Annotated in this window: 14 protein-coding genes; 9 read left to right on the top strand and 5 right to left on the bottom strand. The window is 73.9% G+C overall.

Annotated features, from left to right (window positions below; translation table 11 throughout):
- Positions 1–88: 88 nt before the first annotated feature.
- Together ACIBQ6_RS37160 and ACIBQ6_RS37155 are read left to right on the top strand one after the other, a co-directional pair.
- Positions 89–2524 carry a ribonucleoside-diphosphate reductase subunit alpha gene (locus tag ACIBQ6_RS37160; RefSeq protein WP_397217783.1) on the top strand — a complete coding sequence of 812 codons (2436 nt, stop codon included), beginning with the start codon at positions 89–91 and terminating at the stop codon, positions 2522–2524.
- A 17-nt stretch (positions 2525–2541) separates the two neighbouring features.
- A complete protein-coding gene (locus tag ACIBQ6_RS37155; RefSeq protein WP_358300443.1) occupies positions 2542–3537 on the top strand; it encodes a ribonucleotide-diphosphate reductase subunit beta in 996 nt (331 codons plus the stop codon).
- Positions 3538–3594: 57 nt separating this feature from the next.
- Here the strand turns inward: ACIBQ6_RS37155 and ACIBQ6_RS37150 are convergent, their stop codons facing one another.
- Positions 3595–3891, bottom strand: a complete 297-nt coding sequence (locus ACIBQ6_RS37150; RefSeq protein WP_358300446.1) for a DUF4287 domain-containing protein — start codon at positions 3889–3891, stop codon at positions 3595–3597.
- A 105-nt stretch (positions 3892–3996) separates the two neighbouring features.
- Here ACIBQ6_RS37150 and ACIBQ6_RS37145 point away from each other — a divergent pair, with 105 nt between their 5' ends.
- From ACIBQ6_RS37145 to ACIBQ6_RS37125, 5 genes are all read left to right on the top strand, one after another.
- On the top strand, positions 3997–4842 hold the full coding sequence (locus ACIBQ6_RS37145; protein ID WP_397217781.1) for an acyl-CoA thioester hydrolase/BAAT C-terminal domain-containing protein: 846 nt from the start codon (positions 3997–3999) through the stop codon (positions 4840–4842).
- A gap of 82 nt (positions 4843–4924) precedes the next feature.
- Positions 4925–5431 carry a GNAT family N-acetyltransferase gene (locus tag ACIBQ6_RS37140; protein ID WP_397217779.1) on the top strand — a complete coding sequence of 169 codons (507 nt, stop codon included), beginning with the start codon at positions 4925–4927 and terminating at the stop codon, positions 5429–5431.
- A gap of 134 nt (positions 5432–5565) precedes the next feature.
- Complete coding sequence (locus ACIBQ6_RS37135; protein ID WP_397217777.1) at positions 5566–6282, top strand: alpha/beta hydrolase; 717 nt, start codon at positions 5566–5568, stop codon at positions 6280–6282.
- A 146-nt stretch (positions 6283–6428) separates the two neighbouring features.
- Entirely contained in the window at positions 6429–6749 is a 321-nt protein-coding gene (locus tag ACIBQ6_RS37130; RefSeq protein WP_397217775.1) for a hypothetical protein, read from the top strand.
- Positions 6750–6776: 27 nt separating this feature from the next.
- Complete coding sequence (locus ACIBQ6_RS37125) at positions 6777–7463, top strand: hypothetical protein (protein ID WP_352329361.1); 687 nt, start codon at positions 6777–6779, stop codon at positions 7461–7463.
- Positions 7464–7532: 69 nt separating this feature from the next.
- Here ACIBQ6_RS37125 and ACIBQ6_RS37120 read toward each other — a convergent pair whose 3' ends face one another.
- The 4 genes from ACIBQ6_RS37120 to ACIBQ6_RS37105 form a co-directional block, all read right to left on the bottom strand.
- Positions 7533–10139, bottom strand: a complete 2607-nt coding sequence (locus tag ACIBQ6_RS37120; RefSeq protein ID WP_397217773.1) for a LuxR C-terminal-related transcriptional regulator — start codon at positions 10137–10139, stop codon at positions 7533–7535.
- Positions 10140–10233: 94 nt separating this feature from the next.
- Positions 10234–10875, bottom strand: a complete 642-nt coding sequence (locus ACIBQ6_RS37115) for an SDR family oxidoreductase (protein ID WP_352329358.1) — start codon at positions 10873–10875, stop codon at positions 10234–10236.
- Complete coding sequence (locus tag ACIBQ6_RS37110) at positions 10872–11705, bottom strand: SGNH/GDSL hydrolase family protein (RefSeq protein WP_397217770.1); 834 nt, start codon at positions 11703–11705, stop codon at positions 10872–10874. The genes ACIBQ6_RS37115 and ACIBQ6_RS37110 overlap by 4 nt, the downstream gene beginning before the upstream one ends.
- Before the next feature lie 55 nt (positions 11706–11760).
- The gene (locus ACIBQ6_RS37105) at positions 11761–12549 is read right to left on the bottom strand and encodes an SDR family NAD(P)-dependent oxidoreductase (protein WP_397217768.1); all 789 of its coding nucleotides are present in this window, start codon (positions 12547–12549) and stop codon (positions 11761–11763) included.
- Positions 12550–12618: 69 nt separating this feature from the next.
- On the opposite strand from ACIBQ6_RS37105, the gene ACIBQ6_RS37100 reads away from it, so the two are divergent.
- A complete protein-coding gene (locus tag ACIBQ6_RS37100; protein WP_397217766.1) occupies positions 12619–13086 on the top strand; it encodes a MarR family winged helix-turn-helix transcriptional regulator in 468 nt (155 codons plus the stop codon).
- A 122-nt stretch (positions 13087–13208) separates the two neighbouring features.
- A complete protein-coding gene (locus ACIBQ6_RS37095) occupies positions 13209–13964 on the top strand; it encodes a sigma 54 modulation/S30EA ribosomal C-terminal domain-containing protein (RefSeq protein ID WP_397217764.1) in 756 nt (251 codons plus the stop codon).
- The last annotated feature ends 29 nt before the right edge of the window (positions 13965–13993 follow it).

Below are 13993 nucleotides of genomic sequence, written 5' to 3'. Positions count from 1 at the left end.
CGGCACCGGCGAGAGGGCTGTGGCGCCTCGCCGTCCGCCTCCTGCGCGCGTTCTCGGCCACTGACCGAGTTCACGAGGGGAGAGCGCAGTGACGGTCACAGGGGACCCGATGACGGACCTGGCCGGGACGGCGCGGGCGGACGCCGACAGGTCCGCGCCGCGGCGCGTCCAGATGCAGGTGCGCAAGCGCAACGGCACTGCGGAGCCGGTCGACGTCAACAAGATCGTACGTGCGGTGGAGCACTGGGCGACCGATCTGACGGACATCGACCCGATGCGGGTGGCCACCAAGACGATCAGCGGCCTCTACGACGGGGCCACCACCGCCGAGCTGGACCGGCTGTCCATCCAGACGGCCGCCGAGATGATCGGCGAGGAGCCGCAGTACTCGCGCCTGGCCGCGCGGCTGCTGTCGGGCTACATCGACAAGGAGGTCCGCGGGCAGGGCGTGGCCTCCTTCAGCCAGGCGATCCGGCTGGGCCACGCCGAGGGGCTCATCGGCGACGAGACCGCCGAGTTCGTCAACGCCAACGCCCGCAAGCTCGACGACGCCATCGACGTCACCGCCGACCTGCGGTTCGAGTACTTCGGGCTGCGCACGGTCTATGACCGTTACCTGCTGCGCCACCCGTCCACCCGGCTGGTGGTGGAGACGCCGCAGTACTGGCTGCTGCGCGTGGCCTGCGGGCTGGCCGAGACGCCCGCCGAGGCGGTCGGCTTCTACCGGCTCATGTCGTCGCTGGCCTATCTGCCCAGCTCGCCGACGCTGTTCAACTCCGGCACCCGGCACACCCAGATGTCCTCCTGCTATCTGGTCGACTCGCCCCGTGACGAGATCGGCTCCATCTACGACCGTTACGCCCAGGTGGCGCAGCTGTCGAAGTTCGCCGGCGGGATCGGCATCTCCTGGTCGCGGGTGCGCTCCAGGGGCGCGCTGATCCGCGGCACGAACGGGCACTCCAACGGCATCGTCCCGTGGCTGCGCACGCTCGACGCGTCCGTGGCCGCCGTCAACCAGGGCGGCCGGCGCAAGGGCGCGGCCTGCGTCTACCTGGAGCCCTGGCACCCGGACGTCGAGGAGTTCCTGGAACTGCGCGACAACACCGGCGAGGACGCCCGCCGCACCCACAACCTCAACCTGGCCAACTGGATCCCCGACGAGTTCATGCGCCGGGTCGAGGCCGACGGCACCTGGTCGCTGTTCGACCCCGACGAGGTCCCCGAGCTGCCCGACCTGTGGGGCGAGGGGTTCGAGGAGGCCTACCGCGCCGCCGAGCGCGACGGCCGGTACGTCCGGCAGGTCAAGGCCCGCGACCTGTACGCCAAGATGATGCGCACCCTGGCCCAGACCGGCAACGGCTGGATGACCTTCAAGGACGCCGCCAACCGCCTGTGCAACCAGGCGGCCGAGCCCGGCAACGTCGTGCACCTGTCCAACCTGTGCACCGAGATCGTCGAGGTGTCCAGCGACGCCGAGACCGCGGTCTGCAACCTGGGCTCGGTCAACCTCGCCGCCCACCTGGCGGGCACGGGCCCCGGCGGCGACATCGACTGCGGCATCGACTGGGAGCGGCTGCGCGCCACCGTCCGCACCGCGGTCACCTTCCTCGACCGGGTGATCGACATCAACTACTACCCGAGCGAGCAGGCCGCGGCCAGCAACCCGCGCTGGCGCCCGGTCGGCCTCGGCGTGATGGGCCTGCAGGACGTCTTCTTCGCCCTGCGCCTGCCGTTCGACTCGGCCGAGGCCAAGGAGCTGTCCACCCGGATCGCCGAGGAGATCTACCTGTCGGCGCTGGAGACCTCCGCCGGCCTGGCCGAGCGCTTCGGCGCCCACCCCGCCTACGACCAGACGTGGGCGGCCCGCGGCCGGCTCCAGCACGACCTGTGGGGTCAGAGCGGCACCCAGGCCGGGCGCTGGGACGCGGTGCGCGAGCGCATCGCCGCCCACGGCCTGCGCAACTCGCTGCTGATCGCGATCGCGCCGACCGCCACCATCGCCTCGATCGTCGGCTGCTACGAGTGCATCGAGCCGCAGGTGTCCAACCTGTTCAAGCGCGAGACGCTGAGCGGGGAGTTCCTGCAGATCAACAACGCGCTGGTGGCCGAGCTGAAGTCGCGCGGCCTGTGGAACGACCGCGTCCGGGCGGCCATCAAGCAGGCCGAGGGCTCGGTGCAGGGCATCGCCGAGCTGCCGGAGGACGTGCGCCGGCTGTTCCGCACCGCCTGGGAGCTGCCGCAGCGGGCGCTGATCGACATGGCCGCCGCGCGCTCGCCGTTCATCGACCAGAGCCAGTCGCTCAACCTGTTCATGAGCGCGCCGACGATCGACAAGCTCTCCTCGATGTACCTGTACGCCTGGAAGTCCGGCCTGAAGACCACCTACTACCTGCGCTCGCGCCCGGCCACCCGCATCCAGCAGGCCACCGTGCCCCTCGCGCCCCCCGCGCCCCTCGCGAACAAGTCCGAGGAGGCCCTGGTGTGCTCCCTGGAGAACCCCGAGTCGTGCGAAGCCTGCCAGTGACCCCCGAGGAGAATCCGATGTTGCTCGACCCGGGCATGAGCCTGACCCTGCGGCCCATGCGCTACCCCCTGTTCTTCGACCGCTACCGCGACGCGATCAAGAACACCTGGACGGTCGAGGAGGTGGACCTGCACTCCGACCTGAACGACCTGCCCAAGCTGTCGGCGGCCGAGCGCCACCTGGTCAGCCGTCTGGTCGCCTTCTTCGCCACCGGCGACACGATCGTGGCCAACAACCTGGTGCTCAACCTCTACCAGCACGTCAACGCCCCCGAGGCGCGCCTGTACCTGAGCAGGCAGCTGTTCGAGGAGGCGGTGCACGTCCAGTTCTACCTGAACCTGCTGGACACCTACGTGCCGGACGAGGAGGAGCGGTTCGCGGCGTTCGCGGCGGTGGAGAACATCCCCTCCATCCGGCGCAAGGCCGAGTTCTGCTTCCGCTGGATCGACTCCATCGGCAGCCTCCAGCGGCTGGAGACCCGCGAGGACCGGCGGGCGTTCCTGCTCAACCTGATCTGCTTCGCCGCCTGCATCGAGGGCCTGTTCTTCTACGGCGCGTTCGCCTACGTCTACTTCCTGCGCTCGCGCGGCCTGCTGAACGGGCTGGCCTCGGGCACCAACTGGGTCTTCCGCGACGAGTCCATGCACATGGCCTTCGCCTTCGACGTGGTGGACGTCGTCCGGCAGGAGGAGCCGGACCTCTTCGACGAGGAGATGGCGAGCCAGGTCAGGGAGATGCTGGCCGAGGCGGTCGACTGCGAGGCGCAGTTCGCCGAGGATTTGCTCGGGCAGGGCGTGCCGGGCATGTCGTCCGCGGACATGCGCTCGTACCTGGAGCACGTGGCCGACCGGCGGCTGGCCCAGCTCGGCATCGAGCCGCTGTACGGGTCGAAGAACCCGTTCGCGTTCATGGAGCTGCAGGACGTGCAGGAGTTGTCGAACTTCTTCGAGCGGCGGGTGTCGGCGTACCAGGTGGGGGTGACCGGCTCGGTCAGCTTCGACGCCGACTTCTGACCCTTACAGATCTACAACGTAAAGCCGCCCGGCGGGGGTTCGCCCCCGCCGCGCGGGTCAGGCAGGCTCCGGGCGGTTGTCCTTGCCGTCCAGCCAGAGGACGTCGGACTCGTCGCGGTGGGAACCGGTGGCGCCGACGTGCTTGGCGTCGATCCGCGGGCCCTTCTTGATCACGTGGACGAGGGCCATGGCGTGGCCGCGTCCGAGGTCGTAGTCCTGTTTGAGCCAGTCGATGATCGTCCCGGCCTTGGTGGACGGGGCGTCGAAGCCGCGTTCCTCGGCCAGGGCGATGAACTCACGAGGGGTCAGTCCGGTCTTGCCTTCGATGTTGTCCAGGTAAGCCTGGAAGGACATGGTGTTCTCCGCTCGTCATGGGGTGTTGCGGCCATGATGCACCATTTCGGTGGGTGCGCCGTCTCAGTAGAATGCCGTTCCGCCGAGGGCCGAGGGGTGACGGTGATGGACGAGCGCGAACTGAGCCGCCCGTGGGAAGGCGTCCTGGTCACACCGGGCCCGGCCGTCCGCACGGGCGTGCTCGTGCTGGCGGGGTCGAGCGGGCGGATCGAACGGGACAGGGCCCGCCTGCTGGCCGCGGAGGGGGTGACCGCGTTGTCGATCCGCTGGTTCGGCGGTCCGGGGCAGCCGCCGGGCATCTGTGAGATCCCGCTGGAGACGTTCGTGTCGGCCGTCGATCTGCTGGAGTCCACCGGCGTCCGGCGGGTCTGCGTGCTGGGCATGTCGAAGGGGGCCGAGGCCGCGCTGCTGACCGCCGTCCGGGATCGGCGGATCGGCGGGGTGGTGGCGCTGTCGCCGACCTCGCTCGTGTGGGGCAACGTCGGGCCGGGGCCGGACGGGGAGAAGCGTCCCTACCGGTCGTCCTGGACGTGGAAGGGGCGGCCGCTGCCGTTCGTCCCGTACGACGACGACTGGGCCGAGGCCGAGCCCGAGCACGGCCCGCTGGCCCTGCGCGAGCTGTACGAGCTCAGCCAGCGCACGTTCGCCGATCTGTTGCCGGCCGCGGAGATCCCGATCGAGGCGGCGGCGGCCGACGTGCTGCTGGTGGCGGGCGGGGATGACGCCATGTGGCCGTCCCTGCCGTTCGCCCGGCGGCTGGCCGCCCGGCGTCGTGCCGCCGGCCGCCCGGTGCGGGTGGTCAGCCGGGCCGAGGCCGGTCATCGTCCGCGCCTGCCGGGGGAGGGGCCCGCCCCCGAGTCGCCGGACTTCCTCTACGGGGGCGACCCGGTCGCCGACGCCGGGCTCGGAGCCGACGCCTGGCCGCACATCCTCGACCTGCTGCACGGCTGACGCCCGCGGGTCCCCTGTGGTGATCGTCTTCTGGTAGTTTGTACCTTCCGGCCGGATGTTGCATCTGGCCGAGAGTGCTTGTATGAGCATTTCTCCGGTAATTGTGCGGCCCGTCGAGGCCGCGGACCATCCCACCGTCGAACGCCTCTGGCTCATGTTCCGCCACGACATGGCGGACTTCCAGGGCGGGCTCCCCGACCCCGACGGCACCTACCACGGCGACCGCCTGAGCACCGCCCTCGATGACGACGACTGGACGGCCTACCTGTTCACCAGCGGCGACCGGCCGGTCGGGTTCGCGTTCGTGCGTGCGGCGGCCGGCCCGGTCCGGGTGCTGAACAGCTTCTTCGTGGTCCGCGGCGCCCGCCGGTCCGGGATCGGGCTGCGGGTCGTCCGGGACGTGATCTCCCGGCATCCCGGGCCGTGGCGGATCGCCTTCCAGGACGCCAACGCGGCGGGCGTGGCGTTCTGGCGGCGCGTCGCGACCGAGTTCGCCGGCGAGGCGTGGACGGAGGAGCGCCGGCCCGTCCCGAACCGCCCGGACGTCCCGCCGGACGTGTGGATCTCCTTCACCGCAGCCGAAATCTGATGGTGTGGTACGTTTTCGCCACGCATTCGAACTGAGGGGGTGAGACCGATCAACGTTGTGACAGGTCGGGGCTCCCTCACGCGCATCGCCTAGGGAGCGCCCGCACAAGGCATCCCGAAAGGCTCAAGACGCGCATGCGTTTTCTCTCCCGGACGTCGGCCGACGGCGTCATCGAACGATCCTTCGCCCTCGGCGACATCCCCGGCGTCCTGTGGACCCCGCAGGGCGCCGAACCTCGCGGCCTGGTCCTCATCGGGCACGGCGGCGGGCAGCACAAGCAGGCCCCGGGCGTCGTGGGACGCGCGCACCGGCTGGCGGCCGAACGCGGCTTCGCGGCGGCGGCCATCGACGCGCCGGCCCACGGCGACCGGCCCAGAAGCGCCGAACACGAGCGGATCATCGCCGCGATGCGGGAGCGCATGGCCGGCGCGGGCGACCCCACCCCGCTGCTGGCCGAGCTGCACACGCTGCTGACCGCCAAGATCGTGCCGGAGTGGCGGTCGGTCCTGGACGCGCTCGGCGACCAGGGGCCGGTGGGTTACTGGGGCGTGTCGCTGGGCTGCGCCCTGGGGATCCCGCTGGTGGCCGCCGAGCTGCGGATCGGCGCGGCGGTCCTGGGGCTGAGCGGCACCTCGCCGGCCTCGGCCCAGGCCGCCGCCGGGATCACCGTCCCGGTGCGGTTCCTGCTGCAGTGGGACGACGAACGGGTGCCGCGGGCCGAGGCCCTGGCCCTGTTCGACGCCCTGGCCTCGGCCGAGAAGACCCTGCACGCCAACCCCGGCGGGCACGCGGACGTGCCGGACTTCGAGATCGACAGCGCCCTGCGCTTCCTCGCCGACCGGCTGGCCTGAGGCCGCCGCCGGCCGGGAGGCCGTCCCGGCCGGCGGGCCGCCGATGAGTACGGGCGGGCGCGGCTGAGCACGTGCGTGCTCACGACAGGGGACCCGCGGCGCGGCCACCATCGTGGTGCAGGAAGACCACGGCATGGAGGTGGGCGATGCACGACGAGCAGAACGGCGACCGGGAGCCGTCCGTAGGCAGGAGAGGGCTGCTGCGGCTGACGGGGGCGGCCGCGGTGGCCACGACGGCGGCGATGGTCCTGCCGTCCGGGCGGGCCGCGGCGACGCCGGCCGGAGAAGCGCGGACGCAGACGCAGCGGCAGGGGGCGGACGGCTCGGAGGCGCGGGACCGGGACTGGCGGTTGCGCACCGAGCAGCTGCGCGCCAACGGCGACAGCCTCCGGCGCAGCGCCGAGCTGACCAGGCAGAGCCTGGCCGGCCAGACGGCCCTGCGGATCCCCGCCGGACCACCCCGCTGACCACAGCCGACACAAGGAGGACGGACCATGACGTTTTTCGCAAGGGTCGGCTGGACGTGGGAGGCCGGCGGCGCGGTCCTGGGCGCCCCCACCGTCGCCCCCGCCGTGCACGACCTGGCCACCGGTCATCTGGCGCTGCGGATGGCGACCAACCGCGGCGCGCCTTCCACCGCGGACCAGATCACCTCGCTGGGCGCGTCGATCGGCGTCCCGCGCAACGAGAACGGGCGCATCGACGGGCCCTCGGTGGCCCAGGTCGGGGCGACGTTCCGGCTGGACCCCGACTCCCGCTTCCACGTCGAGAGGTCGTGGAACTCCTCCGAGCTGTCGGTGACCCTCGCCGTCAGCCTGGAGGACCTCACGGCGGGCACCGTCGTCACCGGGCCGGAGTTCGTCATCGCGCGGGACTCGGGGTTCAACGTGGGGGAGAACAAGCTGCTGTTCAGCAACCCGGCGCCGGGCGGGTCGGCGGCGGTCAGCGGCGACTTCGCCTGCGCCGCCCGCCACGACTACCGGGCGTGGATCGACCTGCACGCCCGCGTCAGCGGCGCGGGGTTCGGCGGGAGCGGCGGGTCGGGGGCCGACCTGATCGCCGGCGTCGTCGCGCCCACCCTCTCCTTCCTGTGGTACTTCACGCCGTTGCAGGGGGCCGCGCCGTCGTCGTGGACCCGCGAGGCGACCGCGCCACCCGCCCGCGCCGCCGACCGGGTCTGACGACCGGGCCTGGCGACCGGGCCTGACGACCGGGCCTGACGACCGGGCCGGGCGGTGCGGTGGCGGCCGTCAGGGGCGCAGGACGTCGCGCAGCTCGCCGCGGCTGGTGACGCCGAGCTTGGCGTAGGCGCGGGCGACGTGGTTGTCGACGGTGCGTTTGGAGATGCCCAGCCGTTCGGCGATCTGCCGGTGGGTCAAACCGGCCAGCGCCAGCGTCGCCACCTCGCGCTCGCGGGCGGTCAGCTCAGCGGTCGAGGGCAGCCGTTCGGCCAGGGCCAGGCCGGGGCAGCGGCGCAGGTGCTCGGCCGACAGGCCCCAGCAGCGCCGGGCGGTGTGGGCACGGCCGCGCTCCTGGTGACGGCGCGCGGCGCGGCCGTACCCCTCGGCGGCCAGGGGGTGCAGGCCGAGGCGGGCGAAGTCCCCGGCAGCCGCCTCCAGCGCGGCGGGGTCGCCGGTGCTGATCGCCGCCGCGTATCGCAGGTAGGGGGACTCGCCGCCGCCCGTGGTGGCGGCAGGCGGGGCGGTCCGTACGTCCGCGCCGAGCCGGACGGCGTCGGCCAGGGCGAGCGCGTGCACCGCCGCGGCGCCCATGGCCTGCGCCCGGACGGCGGTCGCGCGGGCCAGGCCGGCCGCGGCGCGGGCGTCGCCCCGGGCGGCGGCCACCCACGGCCGGGCCAGGTCGGCCCACAGCCCGAACATGGTCGCGGGCGGCCACTCCAGGCGGTCGGCGGTGCGCAGCGCGTCCTGCGCGGCGTCGGCCTCACCGGCCAGCGCCTCGGCGTGCGCGACCTCGCCGTAGAGCAGGCGGTGGAGCAGGCGGCCGGTGACGGTGTCGGGCCGATGGAGGACGACGGCCTCGCGCAGCCTGCGCCGGGCCTCCGCCACGTCGCCGGTGAACCGGGCGACCTGGGCCATCGCGATGGCCGCCACCATCAGCGCGTACTCCCAGCCGTGGGCGAGGGCGGCCTCCTGCTCCCGTCCGGCGAGCCGCGCGGCCAGGTCCGTACGGCAGGCCAGGAGCGCGCCCTGCACCTGGACCAGCGCGGTGGTCGGCGGCAGCCACGGCATGTTCTCCACCGCCTCGGCCAGCACGGGATCGCGCGCGTCGTGCGGCGGCGCGGGCGGGCGGCCGCCGTAGGCGCCGGCCAGCTCGTGCGCCAGGCGGGCCTTGACCTCGGCCTCCTTGTTGACCATCCCCGCCCGGAACAGCGGCGGCAGCTCCGACAGCGCCGGGCGCAGGTCGCCGGAGAACGCGGCGAACACCGAGCCCAGGGCCGCCCGCTCCTCGGCGTGCTCCGGGGTCAGGGCCGCGTCGCGGGCGGGCAGCGCGCGATGGGCGGCGGGGTCGCCGAGCCCCCAGAACAGCGTCTCGGCCCGGCCGAACGCGATCTTGTCGTGGTGGTGGCCGGCGGTGGCGACGGCGTCCATGACGTCGAGCATGGCCATGAGCTCGCCGGTGCGCTCGCCCGAGATGAGCACCCGCCACAGGACCTGCGCCGCGCCGACGCCCTGCTCGACGTCGCCGTTCAGCAGGGCCGACTCGGTGGCGGCGCGGGCGAGCTGTTCGGCCAGCGGCAGGTCGAGCAGCGTCCAGGCGCGCCGGGTGGCGGTCAGCAGCATGCCGGGCGGCGGCTGGACGCCGGCGTCGAGGCTCCAGCGGACGATGCGCAGCGCGTCGGAGCGGCGGCGGGCCCCCGTGGCGGCGATGGCCTCGGCCAGCACGCGCTTGGCCCTGCGGGTGCGCAGCTCCGGGCAGCCGTCGCGCAGCGCCTCGCCGTACAGGGGGTGGGCCAGGCGCAGCAGGGAGCGGCGGCCGTCGCGCTGGATCCACAGCAGGCCGCGCGCCTCCAGGCGGGTGAGCAGGTCTTCGGGGACGAGCCGGGTGACCACGCCGACCGAGACGGGCTCGGCCAGGGCGAGCAGTTCGAGCGCCCACCGTTCCTGGTCGGCGAGCGCGCCGAGCCGCCTGGCCACCAGCTCGGTCAGCCGGGGGGCGACCAGCCAGGGGCCCTCCCATCGCCACACGCCCTTGGTCTCGGCCAGCGTCCCGGCCTGCATGCCGGCCAGCACGACCTCGCGCAGCAGGAGCGGGTTGCCGGCGGTCAGCTCGTGCAGACGGCGTACGGTGAGCTCGGCCGCCTGGCCGCCGAGCACCTCGTGCAGCACCTGGCCCACCTCGGACGGCGACAGCGCGGCCGGCTCGATCCGCTCGGCCAGCCCTTCGGTCCACAACGCGGCCAGCCACTCGGAGAACGGCTCGCCGGCGCGCAGCACCACCAGCACGAACGCGGCCCGCGTCCGGGCCAGGTGGCGCAGCACGGCCGCCGACTCGTCGTCGAGCAGGTGGGCGTCGTCCACGACGACCACCGCGCGGCGCGACCCGGCCGTCAGGGCCGCGACCATGGCCCGCACCAGCACGCCGCGGCTGGCCACGCCCACGACGCCGTCGGGCACGAGCACGCCGAGCGGGCCGAGCGGCACGTCGGAGTTGCCCGAGGTGGCCGGCACCGAATGCACGACGAACCTGGACGGATCGAGCGTGGCGAGCGCCTCGTACACCAGCCGGCTCTTGCCGACGCCCGGCGGGCCGGTGATCGCCAGCGCGCCGGCCGCCGGATCGCGCAGGGCGGTGGTGACGCGGCCCAGATCGGACTCCCTGCCCACGAACGGCCACATGCCCGCCTCCCGCTGCGTCGTCTGCCGCAGTCTGACACGCCGGACGGGCACGAGTCAGCCGGAATGTCGCCTTCGCCGGTGTTCGCCTGGCGGATCAGGAGCCGCCGGCGATCTCGACGACGGCGTGGCGGTTGTGCTCGTCGGTGAGGTGGTCGAGCAGGTAGTGGGCCAGGTCGGCGCGGGAGATCGAGCCCGCCTTGGCCAGGGGCGCGTTCTCGGCGGTGCGGTAGCGGCCGGTCAGCGGGCCGTCGGTGAGCATCGGCGGGCGCACGATCGTCCAGTCGATGTCGTGGGCGGCGGTGACGGCGGCCTCCATGCGTCTCATGTCGGCGTAGCCGTGCCGGTAGAGGCGCTGGATCACGAAGCGGGTGACCAGGCGGCGGCCCAGCGGCGTGCCCGGCGGGATGTCCAGGCCCGCCGACGACAGGCACAGCAGGCGGCGCACCCCGCCGTCGCGCATGGCGGCGATGACGTTGGCGGTGCCCTGGGAGTAGACGGTGGTGGGGTGGCCGCGGTCGGTGCTGCCCAGGCAGGACAGCACGGCCTCGTGCCCGGCGACGGCCTCCCGCCAGGGGCCGGGGGTGAGCACGTCGCCGCCGATCACGCTCACCCGCTCGCCCGCCGGGACGCGGGCGGGGTCGCGGGCCAGGACGGTGACGTCGTGCCCGGCGGCGACCGCCTGCTCGACCACCTGGCGTCCGGTGCCGCCGGTCGCGCCGAGGACCATCAGCCTCATGCCGCACCGGCCAGGGCCCGTACGACGGCCTCGGCGATCTCGCGCTGGCCCTCGATGCTCAGGTGCACGCCGTCGTCGAGGAAGTGGTGGTCCTCGCGGACGGCGAGCCTGGTGTCCACGGTCGGCTCGGGACGGCCCAGCAGGTGGTCGGCGGTGGCGTCGACGTCCTTGCCGGCCCAGGTGATGCCGGCGCGCCGGAAGTGCGGGTAGGCGGCGGCGCGCGGCTCGTCGAAGGGGCTGGGCGTGAGCCAGACCCAGCGGACGGCCCCCCGCTGCTGGGCCAGGTCGTGCAGCATGGCCAGGTTGCGCTCGGTCTCGGCGGCGCTGACCAGGGTCGGCGCGTCGGGGGCCAGGTGCTGGGCGTCGTTGGCGCCGATCATGCACAGCACCAGGTCGGGCCGCTGGAAGCCGAGGGCGGGGAGCTGGGTGATTGCCTGGGTGGTGGTGCTGCCGGTGATCGCCAGGTTGGTGAAGCGGACGGCGTCGCCGGGACGGCGCAGCGCGACCACCTGGCGCAGGATCTCGAACCAGGACAGGCGGTCGGCGGTGGTGCTCTCGCCGAGGGCGACGACGTGGAAGGCGTCGCGGGAGTCGCGGGCGTCTTCGGGGCGCAGGGGCAGCCGGTCGACGGCGTCGGCGAGGCCGGGCCGGGCCAGCAGCGTCTCGGCGGCCTGCCGGGTCTGGTGGTCGAAGGCGTCCAGCAGCGCGCGGTAGGCGCCCGCGTCGAGGCCGAACAGGGCGGCGAGGCGGGCCTCGTCCGCGCCGATCAGGTACGGCAGGGCGCCGGGCCGCTGGAACCGGACGAGCCGTTCGGTCATCGGGTCGGTCATGACATGGCCTCCGTCTGGACGGTGGATGCGGGGGACGGGCGGTGCGCGGCGTAGATCACGAGACCCGTCCGCCGGTGAGGTCGAGGGTCGCCCCGGTCACCCAGGAGGCGGCGGGCGAGGCGAGGTAGAGGACGGCCTGGGCGACGTCGGCGGGACGGCCGACGCGCCCGAGCGGGAAGGCCGCGGCGAGCTGGGCGAGCCGCTCGGCGGGCAGCGCGGCGAGCTTGTCGTTGAGCACGGCCGAGGGCGCCAGGCAGTTGACCCGCACGCCGTCGCCGCCCACCTCGGCGGCCAGGTGCCGGGCGAACATGACCACGCCCGCCTTGGCGGCGGCGTAGGCGGCGTTGGCGCCTCCGGGCTGCCGGCCCGCGGTGGACGACATCAGGATGATCGACCCGGCGCGCCGCTCCAGCATGCCCGGCAGGAACTCGTGGACGGTGAGGAACACCGAGGTCAGGTCGGACTCCAGCACGGCGCGCCAGCGGCCGGGGTCGAGCCCCGCCGTCGGCGCGGGCGCGCCCTGCCCGCCGGCGAAGGGGGCCAGGATCTCCACCGGCCCGAGCGCGGCCTCCACCTCGGCGCGGATGCGGGCCAGGGCGCCGGTGTCGGTCACGTCGCCGGGCGCGGCCAGCGCCCGGCCGCCCTCGGCGGTGATCGAGGCGACGACGCGGTCCACCGCCTCGGTGTCGCGGCCGGTGACCGCGACCCGGACGCCGTTGGCGGCCAGCGCGTGGCAGGTCGCCGCGCCGATGCCGCGGGAACCGCCGGTGACGAGGGCGACCTTGCCCTCCAGTCCTGGATGTCTGGGCCAGTCAGGCCGGTCGGTGGTCATCTCGGTGGTCATCGCATATTGCTTCTCTCTAGAGAAAGGTTCACCCTTGTGAAAGGTTCTGTGCGGAGTACAGTATGCGCTGTGTCCGCGTCCCGCAACCGCCCGATGGGCGTCGCCTTCCTGCTCGCGCAGCTCGGCGCGCACGCCGCCGGCCGGTTCGCCGCGCGGGTCGCCGAGCTCGGCCTGTCGCCGTCCGACGTCGGCCTGCTGCGGATGATCGCCCTCCAGCCGGGCCGCAGCCAGCAGTCGCTCGCCGCCGACCTCGGCGTCGTGCCCAGCCGGGTCACCGCGCTGCTCGACCCGCTCGACCGGGCCGGCCTGGTGGAGCGGCGCCGCTCGGCCGGCGACCGCCGCAACCACGAGCTGCACCTGACCGAGCAGGGCGCGAAGGTGATGGAGGACATCAGGAGGACCGCGATGGCGCACGAGGCCGACCTGACCTCGTGCCTCAGCCCTGACCAGCGCGGCGAGCTGCTCGCCCTGCTGGAGCTGGTCGCCGCCGACCAGGGCCTGACGCCGGGCGTGCATCCCGGCTACCGCCGTTCCTGAGGCCGCCCGCCGCCCGGCGGGCCGTAGGTCCCCGCGCGGGAGGACCTACGGCTCTGGCCGCCGCGTCCGCCCAGGGCAGAGGCTTGGATCAGCACCACCGGATGCGAAGAAGGTGTTCACGAATGAGACACAGGCCCATCGCCCTTGACGCCGACGACGTGCAGGTCAGGATCCGCGGCGGCGGCGTGCGCGCGGCCGACGTGCGGCGTGCCCGCCACACCGTGGCCGACCTGACCCGGCTCGCCCACGAGCCGGTGCTCGGCGCGACGGTCAAGCTCGCCGCCACACCGCAGGTCGCGGGGGAGCGGCGGACGGCCGAGGCCGTGGTGGACGTCCAGGGCCGGCTCATCAGGGCCCGGGCCGGCGCCGGCTCCACCCGCGCCGCCATCCACCTGCTCGGCGACCGGCTGCGGGCGCGGCTGCTGGAGAGCGCCCGGGACTGGGAGAACCGGCGCGGCCGCCACCCCCGTCCGCCCCACCCCGCCCCGCCCGCCGGGGAACGCCGGATCGTCCTGACCTATACGGCCGCCCGCGCCGTGCCCGACGAGGCGGCGGTGGACATGGACGACCTCGACTACGACTTCCTGCTGTTCACCGAGACCGCGACCGGCCAGGACAGCGTGATCTACCGCACCGGCGACGGCTACCGCCTCGCCCAGCTCGACCCCCGTCCCGACCTGCCGGCGCCGACCTGCGCGGGGATCTCGGTCAGCCCGCTGCCCGCCCCCCGCCTCACCGCCGGGCAGGCCCTCGACCGGCTGGAGCTGACCGGTTTCCCGTTCGTCTTCTTCGCCGACTCCGCCACCGGGGCGGGCTGCCTCCTCTACCGCCGCGACGACGGGGACTACGGCCTGGTGACCACCGCGCACGAGGACTGAGCGCCGGCGCCGCCCCCGGCCAGGGGGCG

The sequence above is a fragment of the Nonomuraea sp. NPDC049655 genome (genome assembly GCF_044465465.1).
In the GTDB taxonomy this organism is placed as follows: domain Bacteria; phylum Actinomycetota; class Actinomycetes; order Streptosporangiales; family Streptosporangiaceae; genus Nonomuraea.
The sequence above is the reverse complement of the archived record's forward strand: the minus strand, read 5'-3'. Positions and strand labels throughout refer to the sequence as shown.

What these genes read in the sequence shown, in the direction of transcription:
- ACIBQ6_RS37155 (WP_358300443.1), top strand. Translation starts at nt 2,542, where the DNA reads ATGTTGCTCGACCCGGGCATGAGCCTGACCCTGCGGCCCATGCGCTAC.
- ACIBQ6_RS37150 (WP_358300446.1), bottom strand. Translation starts at nt 3,891, where the DNA reads ATGTCCTTCCAGGCTTACCTGGACAACATCGAAGGCAAGACCGGACTG.
- ACIBQ6_RS37145 (WP_397217781.1), top strand. Translation starts at nt 3,997, where the DNA reads ATGGACGAGCGCGAACTGAGCCGCCCGTGGGAAGGCGTCCTGGTCACA.
- ACIBQ6_RS37140 (WP_397217779.1), top strand. Translation starts at nt 4,925, where the DNA reads ATGAGCATTTCTCCGGTAATTGTGCGGCCCGTCGAGGCCGCGGACCAT.
- ACIBQ6_RS37135 (WP_397217777.1), top strand. Translation starts at nt 5,566, where the DNA reads ATGCGTTTTCTCTCCCGGACGTCGGCCGACGGCGTCATCGAACGATCC.
- ACIBQ6_RS37130 (WP_397217775.1), top strand. Translation starts at nt 6,429, where the DNA reads ATGCACGACGAGCAGAACGGCGACCGGGAGCCGTCCGTAGGCAGGAGA.
- ACIBQ6_RS37125 (WP_352329361.1), top strand. Translation starts at nt 6,777, where the DNA reads ATGACGTTTTTCGCAAGGGTCGGCTGGACGTGGGAGGCCGGCGGCGCG.
- ACIBQ6_RS37120 (WP_397217773.1), bottom strand. Translation starts at nt 10,139, where the DNA reads ATGTGGCCGTTCGTGGGCAGGGAGTCCGATCTGGGCCGCGTCACCACC.
- ACIBQ6_RS37115 (WP_352329358.1), bottom strand. Translation starts at nt 10,875, where the DNA reads ATGAGGCTGATGGTCCTCGGCGCGACCGGCGGCACCGGACGCCAGGTG.
- ACIBQ6_RS37110 (WP_397217770.1), bottom strand. Translation starts at nt 11,705, where the DNA reads ATGACCGACCCGATGACCGAACGGCTCGTCCGGTTCCAGCGGCCCGGC.
- ACIBQ6_RS37105 (WP_397217768.1), bottom strand. Translation starts at nt 12,549, where the DNA reads ATGACCACCGAGATGACCACCGACCGGCCTGACTGGCCCAGACATCCA.
- ACIBQ6_RS37095 (WP_397217764.1), top strand. Translation starts at nt 13,209, where the DNA reads ATGAGACACAGGCCCATCGCCCTTGACGCCGACGACGTGCAGGTCAGG.